Genomic DNA, 19,927 nt, shown 5'->3' on the forward strand with positions numbered 1-19,927 from the left:
TTAACCGGAGTATTCATAAACAAATAAGAATCGGATCGTTCGTAGCCCTGATACCGCTCTTTAGAATGGGACAAACTATTTATATAAGCGAGTGTCAGAATGCACGCCCTGTCCCGCCTCTCGGAGTCCAATCGCACGGCGATTGCTCAAATTACCGACGAGCTCGATCCGCTGTCCCTGAACTGGCTGTCCGGCTATCTCGCGGGTGTCGCGCAAGTGCGCCACACCGGCCTTCCCGCTCAAGCGCCTGTTTCTCCTGAACTGTCGTTGGTGCCCGCCACCGCTGCGCCCGCCCAACGACCTGCCACTATTGTGTTTGGCAGCCAGACAGGCAATGCCCAACGCGTCGCCGAAGCCTTTGCCCAACGCTGCGAAGCCGCCGGCATCCCCGTGCGCCTGCTGCGCGCCGATCGTTACCCCACGCGCGAGCTGAAAGAAGAGCGTCTGCTGTACGTCATTATCAGCACCCAGGGTGAAGGCGACCCGCCAGACGATTCCATCGCATTCTTCGAGTTCCTATCCGGCGCCCGTGCTCCCAAGCTGCCCGAGCTGAAATTCGGTGTGCTGGGTCTGGGTGATTCCAGCTATCCCCTGTTCTGTGGGATCGCGGAAAAGATTGATCAACGTCTGCTGGCGCTGGGTGCGGAACGCATTCTGGACGCAGGGCTGGCTGATCTGGATATTGATACGGTCGCCGCCCCCTGGCAGGACAAAGCCTTTGGTTTTCTGGAAACGGATCACAAGGCCCACGCCGCTGCGGCCGTTCCTGCCGCCCAATCCAGCAACGTTACGGTGCTGGAAACCCAGACCCGCAGCAGCTTCACCCGCGACAATCCATTCCAGGCCACCGTGCTGCAAAGCCAAAGCATTACGGGCCGCGACAGCACCCGCAACATCTATCACTACGAGTTGTCGCTGGAAGGCAGTGGCCTGAAGTACCAACCCGGTGATGCATTGGGTGTCTGGCCTACACAAAACGCCAAGCTGGTCGAAGCAGTTATCCAGACGTTGAAGCTGGACCCGCAAGAGACCGTCACCATTCAGGACAAGTCACACACGCTGCAAGAGTGGCTTAGCCATTACCGCGAGCTGACACAACTGACCAAACCTTTCCTGGTGGAACTGGCCAAGCGCAATAGCGATGCCGTGCTACAGACAGCCGTAGGCCCAGAAGGTTTGAGCACTTTGCAAGAGCTGCTGAAAACCCATCAAGTGCTGGACGTACTGGAGCGCTTCCCGGCCACCTGGAGCGCTGCCGAGCTGGTGCAAGCCTTGCGCCCTCTGGCACCCCGCATGTACTCCATCGCCTCCAGCCAGTCCGAGGTGGACGAAGAAGTACATCTGACCGTGGCCAATGTGCATTACCAATTCAACGAGCAGGATCGTTGGGGCGTGGCCTCCGACTATCTGGCCCGGCTGAACGAAGGCGATACCGTGCCTGTCTTTATCGACCCCAATACACGCTTCCGCCTGCCTGAAGATACCAGCCGTGACGTAATCATGATTGGTCCTGGCACCGGTGTAGCTCCTTTCCGCGCCTTTGTGCAGGAGCGCAGCGTTCAGGGTGGCGAAGGTCGCAACTGGCTGTTCTTTGGCAACCCGCACTTTCACTCCGATTTCCTCTACCAGACCGAATGGCAACGCGCCTTGCAGGACGGTCAGTTGCAACACCTGGATCTGGCCTTCTCGCGCGATCAGGAAAACAAGGTTTACGTCCAGCACCGCTTGCTGGAAAAAGCAGCCGAGGTCTATGCCTGGATTCAGGGCGGCGCCCACATTTATGTGTGCGGTGATGCCAATCAGATGGCCAAGGACGTACACCAGACCCTGCAGGAAATTGCCCGCCAGGAAGGTGGATTGGACGCAGACCAGGCTCGCAGCTGGTTGGAAGAACTCTCGGCGCAGGGCCGCTACGCCCGCGACGTTTACTGAGAAGCAAGGACATGACAGAAAAGAAAATCGCCGCTATCGAACAAGTAAAAATTGATAGCCGCTATCTGCGCGGTGGCATTACCGAGGGTCTGGCAGACCCAATCACGGGCGCCATCAGCGAAGACGACAACAAGCTGCTGAAATTTCACGGCAGCTATCAGCAAGACGACCGCGATCAGCGTGAAGAGCGTCGCAAGCAAAAGCTGGAACCGGCGTTCAGCTTCATGATTCGCGCCCGCTTGCCCGGCGGCGTGGTTACGCCCGCCCAGTGGTTGGCCTTTGACCAGATCGCCTGTGACTGGGCCCAGTTTGGCCTGCGCATCACCACCCGTCAGACCTTTCAATGGCACGGCGTGCGCAAGCCCTTTTTAAAGCCCACACTGCAAGCCATCAACAAGGCCATGTCCACGACATTGGCTACTTGTGGTGACGTGAACCGTCAGGTGGTCAGCGCCACCAATCCCTTGCTGTCCGAGCAGCATGGTCTGGTTCAAGAGTGGGCTGAAAAGATTTCCGAAACCTTCCTGCCCAAAACCCGCGCCTATGCCGAGATCTGGCTGGACGGCAAAAAAGTCGAAGACGCCATTGACGGCGAAGACTTTGAACCGATTTACGGCAAGACTTACCTGCCCCGCAAATTCAAGATCGGCATTGCCGTGCCTCCCTTGAATGATGTGGACGTATTTGCGCAGGACATCGGCCTGATCGCGATTATTGAGAACAATCAGTTGCTGGGCTTTAACGTCGCCATTGGTGGTGGCATGGGTGCCACACATGGCGACGACACCACCTATCCACGGCTGGGCAGCGTGATCGGCTTTGTACGCCCCGAGCAATTGCTGGCCGTTTGCGAGGCCGTTATCACCACACAACGTGACCACGGTAACCGCGACGAGCGCCGTCATGCCCGTCTGAAATACACCGTGGATAAGCTGGGCGCCGACTGGTTCCTGGAAGAAGTGCAAAACCGCAGTGGTCAAACGCTGGAGCCGTCACGCCCCTACCATTTTGACCACAATGGCGACCGCTTCGGCTGGACCCAAGGCAGCAATGGCCGCTGGCACCTGAGTCTGCGTATCGATTCGGGCCGCATCATGGATACCGAAGTCGGCCCCTGGCTGACGGGTATGCGTGAGATCGCGAAGATCCACCAAGGGCAGTTCCGCCTGACCTGCAACCAGAACCTGATCATTGCCGATGTGCCTGAAGAAGATAAGGCCAAGATCGACAAGCTGGTCGCAGATCACAAGCTGGATGTGTACCAGACACAAAGCGGCATACGCAGCAGCACGATTGCCTGTGTCTCTCTGCCCACTTGCGGTTTGGCCATGGCCGAGAGCGAACGCTACGCCCCCATCTTGCTGCCCAAGCTGGAAGCCTTGCTGGACAAATACCAGTTGCGTGACGAACGCATTGTGCTGCGTATCTCCGGTTGCCCCAATGGCTGCGCCCGTCCTTACCTGGGTGAAATTGCCCTGGTTGGCCGTGCTCTGGGCCGTTATGACTTGCGTTTGGGTGCGAACTTCAGCGGCGAACGCCTGAACGTAATCTATCGCCAAAATATTGCCGAACCTGAAATTCTGAGCATTCTGGACGAGCTGTTTGGCCGCTTCGCTGCCGAGCGTCTGGAAGGCGAGCACTTTGGCGATTTTCTAGTTCGCGCTGGCGTGGTTGCCGAGCCTACAAGCCGCTTGATTCCTTTAGTTTTACAGCCAGCCTGACATGAACCTCTTTCCTTTATTCGCCAACTTGAAGCAGCGCGCGGTATTGGTGATCGGCGGTGGAGAAATCGCCGAGCGCAAAGTGCGTCTGGTCCTGGCCGCCGGTGCCCAGGTCACGCTGGTCGCCCCCTATGTGGTGGACAGTCTGGAAGAGCTGGCGAATCAAGGGCGCATCACCCTGATTCGGGAGCGCTATCAGGCCCAGCATCTGCAAGGGGCCTGGCTGATTATTGCCGCCACTGACAAGCGTGACGTGAACCAGGTCATTGCCCAGGACGCACAAGAAGCCCGCATTCTGGTCAATGTGGTGGACGACCCCGAATTGTCCAGTTTTCAGGTGCCTGCCATTGTGGATCGCTCACCGCTGATTATTGCGATTTCTTCAGCGGGATCAGCCCCCATGTTGGCACGGCGAGTACGGGAGCAACTTGAAACCATGTTGGACCACAGCCTGGGTGCGATCAGCCGTCTGGCGCAGGAATACCGCAGCGCCATTCGGCGCGCCCGCCCCGAGCTGGGTGCACGCCGCCGTTTCTACGACTGGCTGCTGGATGGCCCGGTAGGTGCCGCCCTGCGCAGCCAGCAAGCCGAGCAAGCCCGCTTGAGCCTGGAGAGCGCGCTGCAACAGCCTGAGTCACCCCGCGCCACACAAGGCCGCGTGATTCTGGTGGGCGCCGGTCCAGGCGATCCAGGTCTGCTGACCCTGCATGCCCTGCGTGCACTGAATCGTGCTGATGTGATTCTGTACGATCGTCTTGTATCCGATCAGGTGATGGAACTGGCTCGTCGCGATGCCCACCGTATTTTTGTAGGCAAGCAATTGGGCGAAGATCATCACCAGACCCAAAACCGCATTCATCAGTTGATGATTGAACACGCCCGAGCAGGTCAAACCGTGGTGCGCCTGAAAGGCGGTGATGGCTTTATTTTTGGCCGTGGCGGTGAAGAACTGGAATATCTGGCCGAGCATGGCATCGCATTTGAAGTGGTACCCGGCATCACGGCTGCCATTGCATGTGCGGCTTATAGCGGTATTCCTCTGACCCATCGTGACCACGCGCAGTCCGTGCAGTTTGTGACGGCTCACCGCAAAAGCGGTCATGGTATTGAGGACTGGAACCCGCTGCTGGATACCAGCCAGACGGTTGCTGTCTACATGGGTTTGCAGCAGATTCTGGGCTTTAGCCATGAGCTGGTACAACGGGGCCGCAGTGCCACTACGCCCTGCGCCTTGATTGAAAATGGTTCGCGCCCCGAACAGCGCACCTTGCTATCCACGCTGCAAAACATTGCCCAGGATGCGCAGCAGCATCAGTTTGCCAGCCCCTGCATTCTGGTGATCGGTCAGGTAGCTACCTTGGGCAGTACCTTGTCCTGGTATGGCGAGCTAATCGACCAGCTCAGTCCACGTACAGCAATTACGCAGGATGCGGACAATACCCTGGTCGCTGCATGAAGGCAGTGATCAAGGCCTAGCTAGAGTCTCGTCTCAAGATCACTTTTCTATACATACCAACTAAGGCTCCAGTCAGTGCGGGATTAGCATCCTTGAATACCGCTTCAAACTGAATCTAAAAAGGCCCTCAACATCCCAATGTTGAGGGCCTTTTTTATCTTTCTGCAGCTTCTGAAAAGCCACTAAGCACCAGGTAAAACTGGCAGCGGCAGATAGCCTGAGCATGCTCTGTCACTTGTCTTTCCTGGAAATACAAAACAGTCAAAGCTCTTCGCCTGTCGGCCCAAGGGCTGATTATTTAGCGCTGTCCCAAGGCCGCAAATAAGGCTCGCAAAGCGCTATCCAGCAGATAGCCAATCAGACCAATCAAGACAATTACGGCCATCAGTTCGGAATACGCCATACGGTCGCGCGTATCCAGAATCAGGTAACCCAAACCGGCCGACACACCCAGCATTTCGCAAGGTACCAGCACAATCCACAAGACGCCGATTGCCAGTCGGCTACCCGTCAGCACCGAGCCTACAATGCCGGGCAGAATCAAGTACAACAGCGTTTCCAGCTTGGTAGCCGCCAGACTGCGACCCAGCATCAGCCAGCGCGGATTCAGATGCCGTACGCCCGAGGCTGTATTCAGCAAGACAGGCCAGACACCGGCCACACCCAACAGAAAATAAATCGGTGCATCCCCAATGCCAAAGGCCATGACGGCAATAGGCATCCAGGACAGGGGCGAGATCATGCGCAGGAACTGGAACAAGGGAGTCAATGCGGCGTGAGCTCGGGCTGACAAACCCAGCAGCAAACCGGCGGGCACGCCGACACCCAATGAGATCGCCAGCCCTACAAAAATACGCTGCAAGCTGGCACCTACGTGCATCCAGGTCTCGGACCAGCCCAGTATCTCCAGCAAGCTATGAAAGGCAGCGGCCGGCCCGAATTGCTGCATCAAAGAGCTGCTGGACCAGGCTGTGGCCAAGTACCACAGCACGACTCCCGCCAACAAACCGCCCAAGCCCCATAGGGTGCTGGCAATCCAGGCATTCATTTTGGGGCGTCGCAAAGACGCAGCCGATCGCGGATCAGACTGCGCCAATGACGGAGAAGAAGCAGACGCACTCAAACTCATACAACAATGCTCTCGTTGCGGATGTATTGCTCGGACAAGCCAAACTGCGCCAGGCCCCCCTGCTTTTCCAACGCGGCACGGACAAAGCGGTCATCCACCAGATCGCTGGCTACGTGTTCAGGAGACAGCCCTTCCAGGAAACCACGCTCGCCCTGAATCAAGGTCCCTTGCAGCATTTGCACCAAGGACTCGGTGTAGCTGGGGAAGGGATAAGGTTGAAAATCGATACGCTGGTCGTCCCAGTCCGGATGACGAATTACGCCAGACTTCACGTATTGCGCGCGATCCGCCGGGTTCGGGGACAGCACTTTCAACAGGTTTTCCTGAGTGTGCGGGGTATAGCGGTTCCCGCCTTCACGCGACAGAATCTGGGCCGCCTCGGCACGGTGACTACGTATCCAGATCTGTGCCTTGACCAAGCCATCCACCACGGCTTGCGACCATTGGGGGCGAGTCTGCAAATCCTGCTCGTGCATGAAGGCCACGCAACAGGCGTGATCGCGCCAGACGTCGCCAGTAAAGCGCAAGATGCGGCCCATGCCCTGAGTTTCGGCCAAGGCATTGAAAGGTTCGGCCACCGTAAAACCGGCAATCCGCCCAGAAGCCAAGGCCGGCGGCATATCAGCCGGCGCCATCACCACCAGATTGACCTCATTGGGTGCCAGCGCACCGGCGTTTTTCACGACAGGCGTCAGGCCATGAGCTTTGAGCACATGCTGCAGCACCACGTTGTGAATCGAATACCAGAAAGGAATCGCCACCGTCTGCCCGCCCAATTGCTCGGCCGAGCTGATGTTCTGCGCAACCGTGATAGCAGAGCCACTCATGTGATTCCATGCCACCACTTTTGCAGGGACTTTGCTGCCGTAGCGCGCCCACACCGTCATGGGAGAGAGCAAGTGCACCAGATTGACCTGACCGGAGATGAAAGCCTCGATCAACTGAGCCCAACTGCGCACCATCACGGGCTTTTCAACCGCAATACCCGCTTCTTCAAAATATCCATTGTGATGCGCCACCAACATGGCGGTGGCATCGGTAATCGGCAAATAGCCGATACGCAAAGGCGCATTTGACTCACTTTGTGCACGAGCAGTCCCTTGGGCCAGCAAGGGCGCAGCACCCGCCACGGTCAGCAAAGACGCCAGTTTCAGCAAGTCGCGACGGGTACGAGACGTAGGAGATTCAATCATGACGTGCACCTTACAAAACAGAAGCGTGAACCACCTGGGAGAGGCTTTGCTCCAGGCTGGCCACAATTTCCAGGCGTATGGCCTGAAGCCAGTTATCCAGATGAGATCGGGGGTGGGCCGGGCAGCTCCATTCACGCTGCAAACCGGCAGGACGGCCACCTAACAGCAGGACACGGTCCGCCAGCAAGAGGGCCTCATCAATATCGTGAGTGACCAGCACAATGGCGCAGCCGGTCTGATCGCGTATCGACAGAATCAGCTCCTGCATCTGGCGACGAGTTACTTCATCCAGGGCGCCAAAGGGTTCGTCCATCAACAAGACTTGTGGGCGTCGAGCCAGACAACGCGCAATGGCAACACGCTGTGCCATACCGCCCGACAAGGCACCAGGACGCTGATGACGGCTTTCATACAAACCAACCTGACGCAGCGCCTGTTCAACCCGCAGGCGGCGCTCGGCGGCGGATACGGATGGCTGGCGCGCAAAGCCCAGACCAAAACCGGTATTGGCCTGCACATTCAGCCACGGCAAGAGAATGGCTTCTTGAAACGCCATGGCCAAAGCGGGGTGAACCCCACGCACGGGCTGCCCCAGAAAGGACACCTCTCCCTGGGTGGGCGTTTGGAGGCCTGCCAGTACCCGCAACAAAGAGGATTTACCCACTCCGCTGGGGCCCAGCAGCGCCACGATCTCTCCCGCGCGCACGTTCAAATCCAGGTTCTGCAAGATCGTCTGGCCACCGTAGGCCAGACTGATCCCCCGTGCGGACAAGAGCCCGGCCCCTTCAGAATCGGTAGGCGAGGGGGCGCCGGAACTCATACTGCATCCTGCCCAAGTTCGGCTTTCAGTTGCGCCACCGTGGGTGAAATCAAAGGCACCAGCATGGCTTCGCGATAACGGCGCAGCAGTTGCGGATGCTTGCCCTGCATATAGGTCGCCCCGCCGATCGCGGAGCTTTCCAGGGCCACAGCTTGCGACGCCAGACCGCTTAGCTCGATACGGACTTTGAACAAATCAGGCGGCGTGGCCGAGCCGGGCTTACGTACGGCATCAACCAGCACATCCGACAATTCCTGCACACGATCCAGCAGGCGGCGGGCGGGCTGCTCCTGTACCCATTGGCAGCGTGGCGCATCCAGCACTTGCTTCAAGGAACGACGTGCCAAGCCCATGGTCATCCCGCATTGCAGCGCCATGAAACGGGGGCGTACCGAGCGCACAAAGTGGCCTGCATCGGGATGCAGCAAACGCTCTTGTCCCAGACGCACAGCATTGAACTTCAAAGCGGCGGTATTGCTGCCACGCAGTCCGACCAGATCCAGATCTGCGGAACGCTCCAAGCCTGGATCGCCCAGTTCTGCCACCCAAATACCGGCTTGCTCTTCAGGCATGGCGGCCACAATGGCAACCAGGCAGTTGCCGGGACGCAGATTGGTAATCCAGGGCAAGCGGCCCTCAAACTGCCAATGTCCTTGTTCAGGCTGAGCACGCACTTGCAGCTCTTCAATGCCACCCAAAAACTTGATGGCATTGGACAGACCCGTCGCACCCGCAACACTGCCATTCAGCAAACCGGGCAAATAGCGCTCGCGCATGGCGGGGTCCTGAACGTCACGCAGGTATTCAATAAAGGTACGCTGGCTCCACAGGACAAAACCTGCCGTCAGCGAATGCTCGGCCACTTCCACGATGGATTGAACGGCATCACCGAAGTCGGAAAAATCCGCTTTCAGGCCCAGGCTCAACAAACCGTCTTGCGCCAGGCGAGGCAACAAGGCCTGCGCCTGAGATGCATCGCTATCCAGCGACAGGGCATGCTCTTCCAGCCACTGGGCCAAGCCAGGCGACAAAACAGGGCGCTCTGAGGCCAGCACAGGCTGCTCAGCGCGCTTTAAGGCGTTTCCCATGCGTAGGCCTCCAGCTGGCTATTGAGCGGCGTACGAGCCAGATTATTGGCAAAGTTGCAGATCGTCGCCAAGCCAATACCGGTAATCACTTCCAGAGCCTGCTGGTCGCCGTAACCAGCAGCGCGGAAATCGGCCAGAGCCTGATCCGACACCTGACCACGGGTATCAATCACGGCGCGACTGAACAGAGCCAGAGCCTGCAGGCGCTCGTCGTTGATCTGATCAAAGCCACGCGCACGCAAAGCGGCCAGAATTTCCGGGTCCAGCTTGGCTTTATTGGTCGCAATGGCGGTGTGACCGGCCACGCAGAAGCGGCAACCGTGAGTGGTACCGGCAACCAGTTGCACGACTTCACGCTCGACCAGCGACAGGCTGGCGGTGGCGTTCAAGGCAGACATATCCTGATAGGCTTGCAGGGCAACGGGAGCATTAGCCAAAATAGCCAGCAAATTGGACAAAAAGCCGCTACCACGCACAGCTTTCTCAAGGGCTGGTTTGACCGCCTCTGGTGCGGAGTCCACAGTATGCAAAGTTAAGCGAGTCATGATGGCGACAATTCCTTAGTTAATCCGAGAAGGTTTCATTGTCGATTGACTGGCGCCTTATCTCCATGTGCGAACATAGCGGTATTCATATTAAAAATATCCACGAAAAGAAATAAGCATATTTTCTGCATGAGCGACTCTGCCTTTCCTGACAGCCATTGCGCTGTCGACTCCAAAGACACAGGACACCCTGTGGAGGAACTGCTCTTGTCCGGGCTGGAGATCTCTGCCAGCCTGTTTCACTTGGGGCAATACTGCAATCAATGGGAAAGCAGCCTGCACGGGCACCAACGCGCAGGCTTTCATGTGGTCTTGCATGGGCCGTGCTGGCTGCATATTCAGTATCAGGAAGCCTTGGCCTTGCAGGCGGGTGACGCTGTGTTCTTCTTGCGGGATGTGCCCCATCGCTTAAGCTCCTCGCCCACGCCGCCAGACTGGAATGCGGCCATGCGGCGACAAACCATGCAGAGCCTGGAGCCACAAGTGCCACACAGTACGGGCTTGCTCTGTGGTTTTCTGGATCTGGGCCGTGGTTTGAGCGAATTGCTGCTGGCGACCGTGCCTGATGTTTTGTTGATTGATGGTTCTCAGACAGATGCAGATTCAGGACGCCCTTTGCTGGACTTGATCCAGGCCGAAATGCGACGCCAGCCGCAAGCCAACTCCAGCCTGCTGGAAAAGCTGGTGGAGCTGTTGTTGTTCTATACCTTGCGCCAGCAAATCGGACAGACACCTGCCGAAGGTGCCCTGCCCGCCGGCTTGATTCATCTGGCAAGTGACCCTGCCTTTGGTGGCCTGATCGAGCAGCTGCTGCGTGAACCTGCCAAAGCCTGGTCGGTGGACGATATGGCCGCCTACTTGAACATGTCACGCGCTGCCTTTCACCGCCGCTTTACCTTGCTGTGCGGGATGGCGCCAGCCCAAGTACTGTTGCAACTACGTATGCAGCTGGCCAAGCGTCAGCTGGAGCAAGGTCTGACCATGGAGCAGATTGCCGAGCGTATCGGTTATAGCTCTGCGGCCGCATTCAGCGCCGCGTTCAGGCGTAGTGTGGGTGTCAGCCCGGCACAATGGCGCAAGCAAGACGCGCGTCCATAAGTCAGCAAGCTGCTACAACTCTGACCCCCAGATTGTCGTCCTAACCCGAGTACGTATGCAGGGTAGCTGGCACGATATCGCCCTCGCCCCATAGTTGCCACCGCACAGAATAGAACAAGCTGTTCCCGCTTTTTTGTGAAGGCTTCCGGCTTACGCATACAAGCCGCCATGCCCCAAGCTTGATCATTCAGTTCAACTCCGGGTTTAAGCGGCATGACGGGCCACAAGACGAAATACGAACATTGCTCCTGTCTATGAGCAACAGCAAAGTGGACAAGCATAAAAAAACCCCAATCTGTAAACAGATCGGGGTTTTTGACCTACCAGAGCCAGGCCGAAGCCTGGACATCTGAGCAAGCGTTTAGATCACGCGGGCTGCTTCGATCAGACGCACAACAGTCCAGGACTTGCTGCGGCTGATAGGACGGCCTTCGGTAATCTCAACGGTATCGCCTTCGTTGTACTGGTTGGTCTCGTCGTGCGCTTTGTATTTATTGGAGCGGACGATGATCTTGCCATACAAGGGATGTTTAACGCGGCGTTCAACCAGAACGACGACAGTTTTGTCCATCTTGTTGCTGACAACTTGACCGATCAGGGTACGTTGACGTTTTGCGGTAGTTTGAGTTTCGCTCATCTTACTTTCCTGCGGTCTCAGCCATGACGGTACGGACGCGAGCGATGTCGCGACGTACTTTGCCCAATTGGCTGGTGTTGGAAAGCTGTTGAGTAGCACGCTGCATGCGCAGGTTAAATTGTGCTTTCAACAGGCTCTCGAGCTCTTTTTGGAGCTCGGCGGCATCTTTAGTACGGAGTTCGCTGGCTTTCATGACGTCTCCTTAAGCACCGATCTGACGCGTTACGAACGTCGTCGAGATAGGCAGCTTGGCAGCGGCCAGACGGAATGCTTCGCGTGCCAGCTCTTCGCTAACACCTTCCATTTCGTACAGGACCTTGCCTGGTTGAATCTCAGCGACCCAGAACTCTGGATTACCCTTACCGTTACCCATACGAACTTCGGCAGGTTTCTGCGAAATTGGCTTATCGGGGAAGATGCGGATCCAGATGCGGCCACCACGTTTGATGTGACGGTTAATTGCACGACGTGCTGCTTCGATCTGGCGAGCAGTCAGACGGCCACGGTCAGTGGCTTTCAGACCAAATTCGCCAAACGAAACTTGCGCACCGCGAGTAGCCAGACCGGTGTTACGGCCTTTGTGCTCTTTGCGATACTTTCTGCGAGAAGGTTGCAGCATGTTTTATTCTCCTTCGGACGCAGCAGGAGCAGCGTCTTTACGAGGACCGCGGCCACGACCACCTGGACGGCGGTTTTCAGGGCGGTCACCACGTGGACGACGTGGGCGGCGCTCTTCAGGGGCTACGGTGTCAACAGGCATTTCGCCGTTAGGCAGCATGTCGCCCTTGTAGACCCAGACCTTGATACCGATGATCCCGTACGTCGTGTGCGCTTCGGAAGTACCGTAATCGATGTTAGCGCGCAGGGTGTGCAGAGGCACACGGCCTTCGCGGTACCATTCGGTACGAGCGATTTCGATGCCGTTCAAGCGACCCGAGCTCATGATCTTGATGCCTTGGGCACCCAGACGCATGGCGTTTTGCATGGAACGCTTCATCGCACGACGGAACATGATGCGCTTTTCCAATTGCTGAGCAATGGAGTCGGCGATCAGTTGAGCGTCGGTTTCAGGTTTGCGAATTTCTTCGATGTTAACGTGCACTGGCACGCCCAACAGGCGCTGCAGGTCAGCCTTCAGGCTTTCGATATCCTCGCCGCGCTTGCCGATCACTACACCAGGACGAGCCGAGTAAATAGTGATGCGAGCATTCTTGGCAGGACGCTCGATGACCACACGGCCAACGGACGCACTTTTCAGCTTGCGTTTCAGGTATTCGCGCACACGGATGTCGTCAGCCAACATCGTACCGAACTCAGCACCGTCAGCGTACCAACGCGAGCTCCAGTTACGGTTAACAGCCAGGCGGAACCCAATTGGGTGGATTTTCTGTCCCATTGTGACTCCTTAAGCGCCGACTTTGACCACAATGTGGCAAGTCTGCTTCTCAATACGGTTACCGCGGCCTTTGGCTCGTGCAGAAAAACGCTTCAACGACTGAGCCTTGTCCACGTAAATGGAGGTGACTTTCAGTTCGTCGATGTCGGCGCCGTCATTGTGCTCAGCGTTGGCAATAGCCGATTCCAGAGCTTTCTTGATGATGCCAGCGGCTTTCTTGGGAGTGAAAGTCAGCGTATTCAGAGCGTGAGCGACGGACTTGCCGCGGACCATGTCCGCAACCAGACGTGCTTTTTGCGCCGAAATATGGACTCCACGAATAATTGCTGTAGTTTCCATCACTTATCTCCGGGCCTTTTTGTCCGCAGCGTGACCCTTGAAAGTACGGGTCAAAGCGAACTCGCCGAGCTTGTGGCCAACCATGTTCTCGTTGATGTAAACGGGAATGTGTTGACGGCCATTGTGAACGGCAATCGTCAGCCCAATGAACTCGGGCAGGATGGTAGAGCGGCGCGACCAGGTTTTGATTGGTCGCTTGTCGTTACCCACAACGGCTGCGTCAACCTTTTTGATCAGGTGAGCATCAACGAATGGGCCTTTTTTGATCGAACGTGACATAGTGTTCGCCCCTTACTTGCGCTTACGGCGCGAAACAATCATGTTGTCTGTGCGCTTGTTACGACGGGTGCGGTAGCCCTTGGCAGGAGTACCCCATGGGCTGACTGGCTCACGGCCTTCACCCGTACGACCTTCACCACCACCGTGCGGGTGATCGACTGGGTTCATCGCCACACCGCGAACGGTAGGACGAATACCACGCCAGCGAACAGCACCGGCTTTACCGATTTGACGCAGGCTGTGATCGTGGTTGCTGACTTCGCCAATCGTGGCGCGGCAGTCGATGTGAATGCGGCGAACTTCACCGGAACGCAGACGCACTTGAGCGTACGTGCCTTCACGAGCCAGCAACACAGCGGAACCACCAGCGGAACGAGCGATTTGAGCACCCTTACCAGGCAGCATCTCGATGCAGTGAATGGTTTGACCCACAGGAATGTTGCGGATAGGCAAAGTGTTGCCGGAACGGATAGGAGCTTCCGCGCCAGACACAACCGTTGCACCCACTTCCAGACCACGAGGGGCGATGATGTAACGACGCTCGCCGTCTGCGTAGCACACCAATGCGATGTGAGCGCTGCGGTTAGGGTCGTATTCCAGACGTTCTACTTTCGCAGGAATACCGTCCTTGTTGCGACGGAAGTCGACAATACGATAATGCTGCTTGTGACCGCCGCCACGGTGACGAACCGTGATGTGGCCGTTGTTGTTACGGCCAGCACTGCTGGATTTCTTTTCCAGCAAAGCCGCGTAAGGAGCGCCTTTGTGCAGTTCAGGGTGAACCACTTTGATCATGCCACGGCGACCTGGCGACGTTGGTTTTACTTTTACCAATGCCATATTAGTTCACCTCAGAAAAGTCGAGTTCCTGACCGGGCTTGAGCGAGACATATGCCTTGCGCACACTGCGGCGGCGACCCATGAAACGGCCAAAGCGCTTTTCCTTGCCCTTCTGATTGAGCACCTGCACCGACTCAACTTCTACTTTGAACAGCAGTTCAATAGCAGCTTTGATTTCAGGCTTGGTAGCATCAGGAGCGACGCGGAAAGCGATTTGCTGATTTTTTTCGGCAACGTACGTGGCTTTTTCAGTCACGACAGGAGCCAGAATTACTTGCAATAGACGTTCGGCGTTCATCCCAACATCTCCTCAAACTGAGCGACAGCCGCTTTGGTGACCAACACTTTTTTGTAGTGGATCAGGGACAGCGGGTCGGCGTAGCGTGGTTCAACCACAGCAACGTGAGGCAGGTTACGCGTAGCCAGGTACACGTTCTCGTCCAGCGCGTCGGTGATGATCAGCACGGATTCCAGGCCCAGGTCTTTCAGCTTGTTGGCTGCCAGACGGGTCTTGGGTGCTTCCAGAGTGAAGGAATCAACAACCAACAGACGCTCGTCACGGACCAACTGAGACAGAATCGCGCTGATACCGGCGCGGTACATCTTCTTGTTGACCTTGTGTGCGTAGTTTTCTTCACCGGTGTTGGGGAATGCACGACCGCCTCCACGCCACACGGGCGAGGATGTCATACCAGCACGAGCGCGGCCGGTGCCTTTCTGGCGCCATGGCTTCTTGGTGCTGTGGTTGACTTCGGCACGAGTCAATTGCTTGCTGTTACCGCTGCGAGCATTGGCTTGGTATGCAACAACGATCTGGTGAACCAGTGCTTCGTTGAATTCACGACCGAAAACGGTTTCGTTGGCCTGCAATGTGGATGCAGCTTGGCCTTGTTCGTTCAGGAGCTTCAGTTCCATGGATTAGGCTCCTTTCACAGCAGGGCGCACAACGATATTGGCATTCTTGTGACCTGGGACAGCGCCCCGGACCAGCAACAAGCCACGCTCGGCGTCGACGCGGATCACGTCAAGATTCTGAACCGTACGGGTAACGTCACCCATATGGCCCGACATTTTTTTACCTTTGAACACACGGCCTGGATCCTGGGCTTGACCAATGGAACCGGGTACGCGGTGCGAGCGCGAGTTACCGTGGCTGTTACGCTGGCCGCCAAAATTGTGGCGTTTGATGGTACCGGCAAAGCCTTTACCGATCGTGGTGCCCGTAACGTCAACCTTCTGACCCGCTTCGAAAATGCTTTCCACAGCAACTACGGAACCGGCGGAAAGCTCGGCGATAGCAGCGGGGTCGAGGCGGAATTCTTTCAGGATGCTGCCAGCTTCAACGCCAGCTTTTGCATAGTGCCCTGCCTGGGGCTTGGTAACGCGTGTTGCACGACGGGTGCCAAAGGCAACCTGTACAGCAGCGTAACCGTCAACTGCGGGCGTCTTGACCTGGGTGATGCGGTTGTTGGACACGTCCAGCACGGTCACAGGGATGGACTCGCCTTCCTCTGTAAACACACGGGTCATGCCAACTTTACGCCCAACAAGGCCCAGCCGCCACGCGGCAGGCGTAGGTGTCGAGTTCGACATCGTTTTCTCCATTCCTGACTACGATTGGTCAGGGCTAACTGAGAGTACACGCAATAATTTGCGCGACGACCATAGCCAAAACTTTTTGGCTAAGCTAGTAAATATAGCACGCAGCTGTAAAGCCAAGCAAGATTTACTGCAAAAATCTGCCCTAAACTGCTTGATTGACAACAGTTTTTTTGAATTCGGGGTGCTTGGCTACACAGTCTGAATCAGAAAAATTGATCTGCCGCGCATTTTCTATTGGTGCGCCTTATTGACAAAACGAGCCACGTATTCGTTCACCGGTTCATCACGAATTTGAGCCGGAGTACCGCTTTGTTCCACCCTGCCCTCACGTAGCACCACAATATGCTGGCCCAACCGTAATGCCTCATCAATATCGTGAGTAATAAAGATGATGGTTTTGTTCAGGCTGCTTTGCAGGCGTAAAAGCTCATCCTGCATCTCGTAGCGAATCAAGGGATCCAGGGCCGAGAAGGCTTCGTCCATCAAAAGAATGTCTGCATCAACGGCCAAGGCTCGGGCAAGTCCTACTCGTTGCTGCATCCCGCCTGACAATTCGTCCGGATAGTTATCGGCATAATCATGCAGACCCACGCGCTCCAGCCATTGCCGAGCCTGCTCTCTGGCCTGTGAACGCTTGTCTCCTCGGACCTCCAGACCGAAGGCGACGTTCTCCACCACCGTCAAATGGGGCAGCAAGCCAAAGGCCTGAAAGACCATGCTGATTCCATAGCGACGAAATTGTCGCAAGCTGGCCATGTCCAGCTGCAATATGTCCTGCCCATCCACCAACACCTGCCCGGCACTGGGGTCGATCAAACGGTTGATGTGACGCACCAGCGTGGATTTGCCCGAACCGGATAAACCCATGACGCAGGATATCTGCTGCGCGGGAAAGCAGGCATCGACCCCTGCCAGGCCTACGATGCAATCCGTCTGCTTTTGCACCGCCTGCTTGTCAGCCCCCTGCTTTAACAACTCCACGGCTTCGGTCGCCCGGTTGCCGAAGACCTTATAAACGTCTCGCAGTTCTATCTTGCAGGCCTGCTCACCCGAGGGGGTAGGAATGATATTCATGCTTGCCTCCTGACCTTGCGACGGTGACGCTGAGAACGGCCAAAGGATTGAGAAATTCGGTCAATAACAATGGCCAGGATCACGATCGCCACCCCTGCCTGCAAACCACGCCCTATATCCAGTGTCTGAATACCAGCCAGCACGTCTTCACCCAAGCCCTGGGCTCCAATCATGGAAGCAACTACCACCATGGACAAGGCCATCATGGTGGTTTGATTAATACCGGCCATAATGCTGGGCCGCGCCAGGGGCAAGGTGACTTTGGTCAGCATTTGCCAGCGTGTAACCCCGTACGCCTGGGCTGCTTCCATCACATGTTTGTCTACCTGTCGCAAACCCAGGCTGGTCAGACGAATCAAGGGAGGAACGGCATAGACAACAGTGGCCAGGACGGCGGGAACCTTACCCAGACCGAATAGCATCAGTACCGGGATCAGGTAGACAAAACTGGGCATGGTTTGCATCACATCCAGTACGGGCGTCAGCACTTTTCTAAGCAGGCGGCTACGAGCACTAAGAATGCCAACCGGGACGCCGATCAGCACAGAAAAGACTGTGGCCACCAGCACCAAGGTGAAGGTTTGCATCAGCTTGTCCCATAGACCCATGGCGCCTATCAAGTACAGGCCAGCTACATAGAGCAGAACAGGCAAAAAGCGCCGTTGTCCCCACCAGGCCAGCAAACCGGTCAAAGCCAGAATCGCCCAGGCAGGCACCTGCTGCAAGACACGTTCCACCGGCAAAATGGCATGCGTCAGAATCCAGGCGCTGATCTGACGAAAACCTGTGCCCCAATCCTGCACGGCAACCAACAACTGACGGTTAACCCAGTCTGCAGCTGACCACTCCGGGAAGAAGCGGGACTGCGCTGCGGCTACCGGCTGTATTGCCTGAGGTTCCAAAGCTGCCTGCAAGCGATCTGCCTGGGCCATTGGCATCCACTGACGCCATTGCTCTGCATTCTCTTTCAGGAACTTCTGTACCTGGGTGCTGGCGTTCTGCCCACCCTCTGTCATGCCCAGAATAATCTTGTTCATCTGTTCGGGCTCCAGCTGGATCTTTTCAAACAAGGTGACCAGCTCGGGGTGGGACTCTACGAAAGGAGTAGAAGCCGCTACGCCTATATGCGCCAGGATAAAGTCCGTTGGACAGATCTTGCCCTTACCCGACACAGCGGCTTCCCAACAGCTTTCATTGAAAGGCGCGCTAGCTAACTTCTTGAAGGAATACTTGGCCATCAGACCCGCAGGCTGCCAGTAATAGAACAGGATCGGTTCACGCCTGTCATAGGCGGCGCTGATTGCCGCATCCAGAGCCGCGCCCGTACCGGGCCGAAAGTTTTGATAGTGTTCGCCCAGACCATAGAGATCGAACAGGCGACTATTGAAGGTTTCACATACCCAGCCGGAGGGGCAGTTATAGAAGCGGCCTTTATTGGGCTGTTCCGGGTCACTAAAAACAGTGGCGTAGCGCCCTAAATCCTCAACTTTCTGTAGCTCGGGTGCAGTGGGCTTGATTCCCTTGTCCGGGTCGCCATCGACGACATAGTCCGGCACATACCAGCCCTGTTCTGCCCCACCCTTCAGGGTATTACCAAGTACCTGCACCTGGCCGGCTTCAATGGCTTTTTCAATGATCTCGGTACGTCCCGACCAGATCTCGCCAATTACTTGAATATCATTTTGCGCCAGCGCACTTTCCAAAGCCGCCGAGGAGCCTGGAACCCGTTCGGTCTTGCAACCGTAGGCCTTCTCCAGAATCTGCTGATACAGCTCGGTGCTAAATGCTGCGCTCTCCCAGCTCAGGTCCGCCAGCCGTATGGGTTTGTCGTCCCCACACGCTTGCGCTGATGCACTGCTTCCCCACAGACATAGCCAGAGCGCCAGGAAATACCACAGGGCCAGGAACGGCTGTCGTCTCCGATTTATCATTCTTGTCCTCCTTCAACCCTGCCCATCGTCGCATTTGTAGCCCTGGCAAAGTGTGTCCGGTCGTAAAAAATAGACCAAAACCCGCTTTTTCCCAATCACAACACCATGATGAACTAGCCATGAAGCACCTAAGAGCAAAGCTCTTGTTCTGTTCAGGATAAACGGGCAGTCGCCATTGCTCCTGCAGCGTCCGAAGGAAACGTGCAGACGAAAAAAAACGCCATGCAGTTGCATGGCGTTTCTTTCGATGTAACTCGAACAGCTAGGCAGAATTACTGCAGAGCGATTTCGACGTCAACACCGGCTGGCAAATCCAGACGCATCAGAGCGTCGACGGTCTTGTCGGTAGGATCGACAATGTCCATCAAGCGCTGGTGGGTACGCATTTCAAACTGATCGCGCGATGTCTTGTTGACGTGCGGCGAACGCAGAATGTCGTAGCGACGGATACGTGTTGGCAGTGGTACTGGACCACGAACAACAGCGCCAGTGCGCTTGGCGGTTTCTACGATCTCAGCAGCAGACTGATCGATCAACTTGTAATCGTAAGCCTTCAGACGGATGCGGATTTTCTGGTTTTTCATGGGTAATCCTAAAGAACGATATAAGTGGGGGCTTTTTGACCAGGTTTATCGATGACTCGAAGAAACGCTGACTAAAAAGCACCCCTTTTGGGGGTAGCAAAGACGCGGCGGGAAGGTCTGCACCTTCACACCGCGATCAAGGCTTATTACTTGATGATTTTTGCAACCACGCCAGCGCCGACGGTACGGCCGCCTTCGCGAATAGCGAAGCGCAGACCTTCTTCCATGGCGATAGGAGCGATCAGGGACACTTTCATCGAAAT

Annotated in this window: 22 protein-coding genes and 1 pseudogene; 4 read left to right on the top strand and 19 right to left on the bottom strand. The window is 56.4% G+C overall.

Features of this window, described 5'->3' with window-relative positions; translation table 11 throughout:
* Positions 1-99: 99 nt before the first annotated feature.
* From ACFPDR_RS16905 to cysG, 3 genes are read left to right on the top strand one after another with little or no spacing between them, the layout of a single operon-like run.
* A complete protein-coding gene (locus ACFPDR_RS16905; RefSeq protein WP_302357838.1) occupies positions 100-1,932 on the top strand; it encodes an assimilatory sulfite reductase (NADPH) flavoprotein subunit in 1,833 nt (610 codons plus the stop codon).
* A gap of 11 nt (positions 1,933-1,943) precedes the next feature.
* On the top strand, positions 1,944-3,653 hold the full coding sequence (gene cysI / locus ACFPDR_RS16910) for an assimilatory sulfite reductase (NADPH) hemoprotein subunit (protein ID WP_302357837.1): 1,710 nt from the start codon (positions 1,944-1,946) through the stop codon (positions 3,651-3,653).
* A 1-nt stretch (position 3,654) separates the two neighbouring features.
* The gene (cysG, locus tag ACFPDR_RS16915; RefSeq protein WP_226349462.1) at positions 3,655-5,109 is read left to right on the top strand and encodes a siroheme synthase CysG; all 1,455 of its coding nucleotides are present in this window, start codon (positions 3,655-3,657) and stop codon (positions 5,107-5,109) included.
* A 298-nt stretch (positions 5,110-5,407) separates the two neighbouring features.
* Here cysG and ACFPDR_RS16920 read toward each other — a convergent pair whose 3' ends face one another.
* The 5 genes from ACFPDR_RS16920 to ACFPDR_RS16940 form a co-directional block, all read right to left on the bottom strand.
* Positions 5,408-6,157, bottom strand: coding sequence for an ABC transporter permease (locus ACFPDR_RS16920; RefSeq protein ID WP_035269569.1), 750 nt, complete (start codon positions 6,155-6,157; stop codon positions 5,408-5,410).
* A gap of 77 nt (positions 6,158-6,234) precedes the next feature.
* Positions 6,235-7,431, bottom strand: a complete 1,197-nt coding sequence (locus ACFPDR_RS16925) for an ABC transporter substrate-binding protein (protein WP_376911566.1) — start codon at positions 7,429-7,431, stop codon at positions 6,235-6,237.
* A 10-nt stretch (positions 7,432-7,441) separates the two neighbouring features.
* Positions 7,442-8,251, bottom strand: coding sequence for an ABC transporter ATP-binding protein (locus tag ACFPDR_RS16930; RefSeq protein ID WP_268378138.1), 810 nt, complete (start codon positions 8,249-8,251; stop codon positions 7,442-7,444).
* Complete coding sequence (locus ACFPDR_RS16935; protein ID WP_376911568.1) at positions 8,248-9,339, bottom strand: acyl-CoA dehydrogenase; 1,092 nt, start codon at positions 9,337-9,339, stop codon at positions 8,248-8,250. Before ACFPDR_RS16935 ends, ACFPDR_RS16930 begins: the two co-directional genes overlap by 4 nt.
* Positions 9,324-9,884, bottom strand: a complete 561-nt coding sequence (locus tag ACFPDR_RS16940) for a carboxymuconolactone decarboxylase family protein (protein ID WP_009462432.1) — start codon at positions 9,882-9,884, stop codon at positions 9,324-9,326. Before ACFPDR_RS16940 ends, ACFPDR_RS16935 begins: the two co-directional genes overlap by 16 nt.
* A gap of 129 nt (positions 9,885-10,013) precedes the next feature.
* Here ACFPDR_RS16940 and ACFPDR_RS16945 point away from each other — a divergent pair, with 129 nt between their 5' ends.
* On the top strand, positions 10,014-10,982 hold the full coding sequence (locus tag ACFPDR_RS16945; protein WP_268378142.1) for an AraC family transcriptional regulator: 969 nt from the start codon (positions 10,014-10,016) through the stop codon (positions 10,980-10,982).
* Between the two features lie 361 nt (positions 10,983-11,343).
* Here ACFPDR_RS16945 and rpsQ read toward each other — a convergent pair whose 3' ends face one another.
* The 14 genes and pseudogenes from rpsQ to ACFPDR_RS17015 form a co-directional block, all read right to left on the bottom strand.
* A complete protein-coding gene (rpsQ, locus tag ACFPDR_RS16950) occupies positions 11,344-11,619 on the bottom strand; it encodes a 30S ribosomal protein S17 (protein ID WP_009462428.1) in 276 nt (91 codons plus the stop codon).
* Between the two features lies 1 nt (position 11,620).
* Positions 11,621-11,812, bottom strand: coding sequence for a 50S ribosomal protein L29 (gene rpmC / locus ACFPDR_RS16955; RefSeq protein ID WP_003803032.1), 192 nt, complete (start codon positions 11,810-11,812; stop codon positions 11,621-11,623).
* A gap of 9 nt (positions 11,813-11,821) precedes the next feature.
* Positions 11,822-12,238 carry a 50S ribosomal protein L16 gene (rplP, locus tag ACFPDR_RS16960; protein WP_003803033.1) on the bottom strand — a complete coding sequence of 139 codons (417 nt, stop codon included), beginning with the start codon at positions 12,236-12,238 and terminating at the stop codon, positions 11,822-11,824.
* Positions 12,239-12,241: 3 nt separating this feature from the next.
* On the bottom strand, positions 12,242-13,015 hold the full coding sequence (gene rpsC / locus ACFPDR_RS16965) for a 30S ribosomal protein S3 (RefSeq protein ID WP_003803035.1): 774 nt from the start codon (positions 13,013-13,015) through the stop codon (positions 12,242-12,244).
* Between the two features lie 9 nt (positions 13,016-13,024).
* Entirely contained in the window at positions 13,025-13,354 is a 330-nt protein-coding gene (gene rplV, locus ACFPDR_RS16970) for a 50S ribosomal protein L22 (RefSeq protein WP_009462426.1), read from the bottom strand.
* A 3-nt stretch (positions 13,355-13,357) separates the two neighbouring features.
* The gene (rpsS, locus tag ACFPDR_RS16975; RefSeq protein WP_003803039.1) at positions 13,358-13,633 is read right to left on the bottom strand and encodes a 30S ribosomal protein S19; all 276 of its coding nucleotides are present in this window, start codon (positions 13,631-13,633) and stop codon (positions 13,358-13,360) included.
* Between the two features lie 12 nt (positions 13,634-13,645).
* Positions 13,646-14,473 carry a 50S ribosomal protein L2 gene (gene rplB, locus ACFPDR_RS16980; protein ID WP_003803041.1) on the bottom strand — a complete coding sequence of 276 codons (828 nt, stop codon included), beginning with the start codon at positions 14,471-14,473 and terminating at the stop codon, positions 13,646-13,648.
* A gap of 1 nt (position 14,474) precedes the next feature.
* Positions 14,475-14,771: a 50S ribosomal protein L23 gene (gene rplW, locus ACFPDR_RS16985; RefSeq protein ID WP_003803043.1), complete on the bottom strand. Its 297-nt coding sequence runs from the start codon at positions 14,769-14,771 to the stop codon at positions 14,475-14,477.
* Positions 14,768-15,388, bottom strand: coding sequence for a 50S ribosomal protein L4 (gene rplD / locus ACFPDR_RS16990; RefSeq protein WP_009462425.1), 621 nt, complete (start codon positions 15,386-15,388; stop codon positions 14,768-14,770). The genes rplW and rplD overlap by 4 nt, the downstream gene beginning before the upstream one ends.
* Before the next feature lie 3 nt (positions 15,389-15,391).
* Entirely contained in the window at positions 15,392-16,066 is a 675-nt protein-coding gene (rplC, locus tag ACFPDR_RS16995) for a 50S ribosomal protein L3 (protein ID WP_003803046.1), read from the bottom strand.
* Between the two features lie 240 nt (positions 16,067-16,306).
* Positions 16,307-17,149, bottom strand: a complete 843-nt coding sequence (locus ACFPDR_RS17000; protein ID WP_266109093.1) for a quaternary amine ABC transporter ATP-binding protein — start codon at positions 17,147-17,149, stop codon at positions 16,307-16,309.
* Positions 17,146-19,080, bottom strand: coding sequence for a glycine betaine ABC transporter substrate-binding protein (locus ACFPDR_RS17005; RefSeq protein WP_254002463.1), 1,935 nt, complete (start codon positions 19,078-19,080; stop codon positions 17,146-17,148). Before ACFPDR_RS17005 ends, ACFPDR_RS17000 begins: the two co-directional genes overlap by 4 nt.
* Positions 19,081-19,352: 272 nt before the next feature.
* Entirely contained in the window at positions 19,353-19,664 is a 312-nt protein-coding gene (gene rpsJ / locus ACFPDR_RS17010) for a 30S ribosomal protein S10 (RefSeq protein WP_003803053.1), read from the bottom strand.
* A gap of 146 nt (positions 19,665-19,810) precedes the next feature.
* Positions 19,811-19,927, bottom strand: a pseudogene (locus ACFPDR_RS17015) (elongation factor Tu); the annotation flags it as partial.

The sequence above is a fragment of the Alcaligenes sp. GCM10023179 genome (assembly GCF_042653705.1).
Classification (GTDB): domain Bacteria; phylum Pseudomonadota; class Gammaproteobacteria; order Burkholderiales; family Burkholderiaceae_B; genus Alcaligenes; species Alcaligenes phenolicus.

Coding starts and splice junctions, on each gene's coding strand:
- ACFPDR_RS16905 (WP_302357838.1), top strand. CDS start 100: ATGCACGCCCTGTCCCGCCTCTCGGAGTCCAATCGCACGGCGATTGCT.
- cysI (WP_302357837.1), top strand. CDS start 1,944: ATGACAGAAAAGAAAATCGCCGCTATCGAACAAGTAAAAATTGATAGC.
- cysG (WP_226349462.1), top strand. CDS start 3,655: ATGAACCTCTTTCCTTTATTCGCCAACTTGAAGCAGCGCGCGGTATTG.
- ACFPDR_RS16920 (WP_035269569.1), bottom strand. CDS start 6,157: ATGAATGCCTGGATTGCCAGCACCCTATGGGGCTTGGGCGGTTTGTTG.
- ACFPDR_RS16925 (WP_376911566.1), bottom strand. CDS start 7,431: ATGATTGAATCTCCTACGTCTCGTACCCGTCGCGACTTGCTGAAACTG.
- ACFPDR_RS16930 (WP_268378138.1), bottom strand. CDS start 8,251: ATGAGTTCCGGCGCCCCCTCGCCTACCGATTCTGAAGGGGCCGGGCTC.
- ACFPDR_RS16935 (WP_376911568.1), bottom strand. CDS start 9,339: ATGGGAAACGCCTTAAAGCGCGCTGAGCAGCCTGTGCTGGCCTCAGAG.
- ACFPDR_RS16940 (WP_009462432.1), bottom strand. CDS start 9,884: ATGACTCGCTTAACTTTGCATACTGTGGACTCCGCACCAGAGGCGGTC.
- ACFPDR_RS16945 (WP_268378142.1), top strand. CDS start 10,014: ATGAGCGACTCTGCCTTTCCTGACAGCCATTGCGCTGTCGACTCCAAA.
- rpsQ (WP_009462428.1), bottom strand. CDS start 11,619: ATGAGCGAAACTCAAACTACCGCAAAACGTCAACGTACCCTGATCGGT.
- rpmC (WP_003803032.1), bottom strand. CDS start 11,812: ATGAAAGCCAGCGAACTCCGTACTAAAGATGCCGCCGAGCTCCAAAAA.
- rplP (WP_003803033.1), bottom strand. CDS start 12,238: ATGCTGCAACCTTCTCGCAGAAAGTATCGCAAAGAGCACAAAGGCCGT.
- rpsC (WP_003803035.1), bottom strand. CDS start 13,015: ATGGGACAGAAAATCCACCCAATTGGGTTCCGCCTGGCTGTTAACCGT.
- rplV (WP_009462426.1), bottom strand. CDS start 13,354: ATGGAAACTACAGCAATTATTCGTGGAGTCCATATTTCGGCGCAAAAA.
- rpsS (WP_003803039.1), bottom strand. CDS start 13,633: ATGTCACGTTCGATCAAAAAAGGCCCATTCGTTGATGCTCACCTGATC.
- rplB (WP_003803041.1), bottom strand. CDS start 14,473: ATGGCATTGGTAAAAGTAAAACCAACGTCGCCAGGTCGCCGTGGCATG.
- rplW (WP_003803043.1), bottom strand. CDS start 14,771: ATGAACGCCGAACGTCTATTGCAAGTAATTCTGGCTCCTGTCGTGACT.
- rplD (WP_009462425.1), bottom strand. CDS start 15,388: ATGGAACTGAAGCTCCTGAACGAACAAGGCCAAGCTGCATCCACATTG.
- rplC (WP_003803046.1), bottom strand. CDS start 16,066: ATGTCGAACTCGACACCTACGCCTGCCGCGTGGCGGCTGGGCCTTGTT.
- ACFPDR_RS17000 (WP_266109093.1), bottom strand. CDS start 17,149: ATGAATATCATTCCTACCCCCTCGGGTGAGCAGGCCTGCAAGATAGAA.
- ACFPDR_RS17005 (WP_254002463.1), bottom strand. CDS start 19,080: ATGATAAATCGGAGACGACAGCCGTTCCTGGCCCTGTGGTATTTCCTG.
- rpsJ (WP_003803053.1), bottom strand. CDS start 19,664: ATGAAAAACCAGAAAATCCGCATCCGTCTGAAGGCTTACGATTACAAG.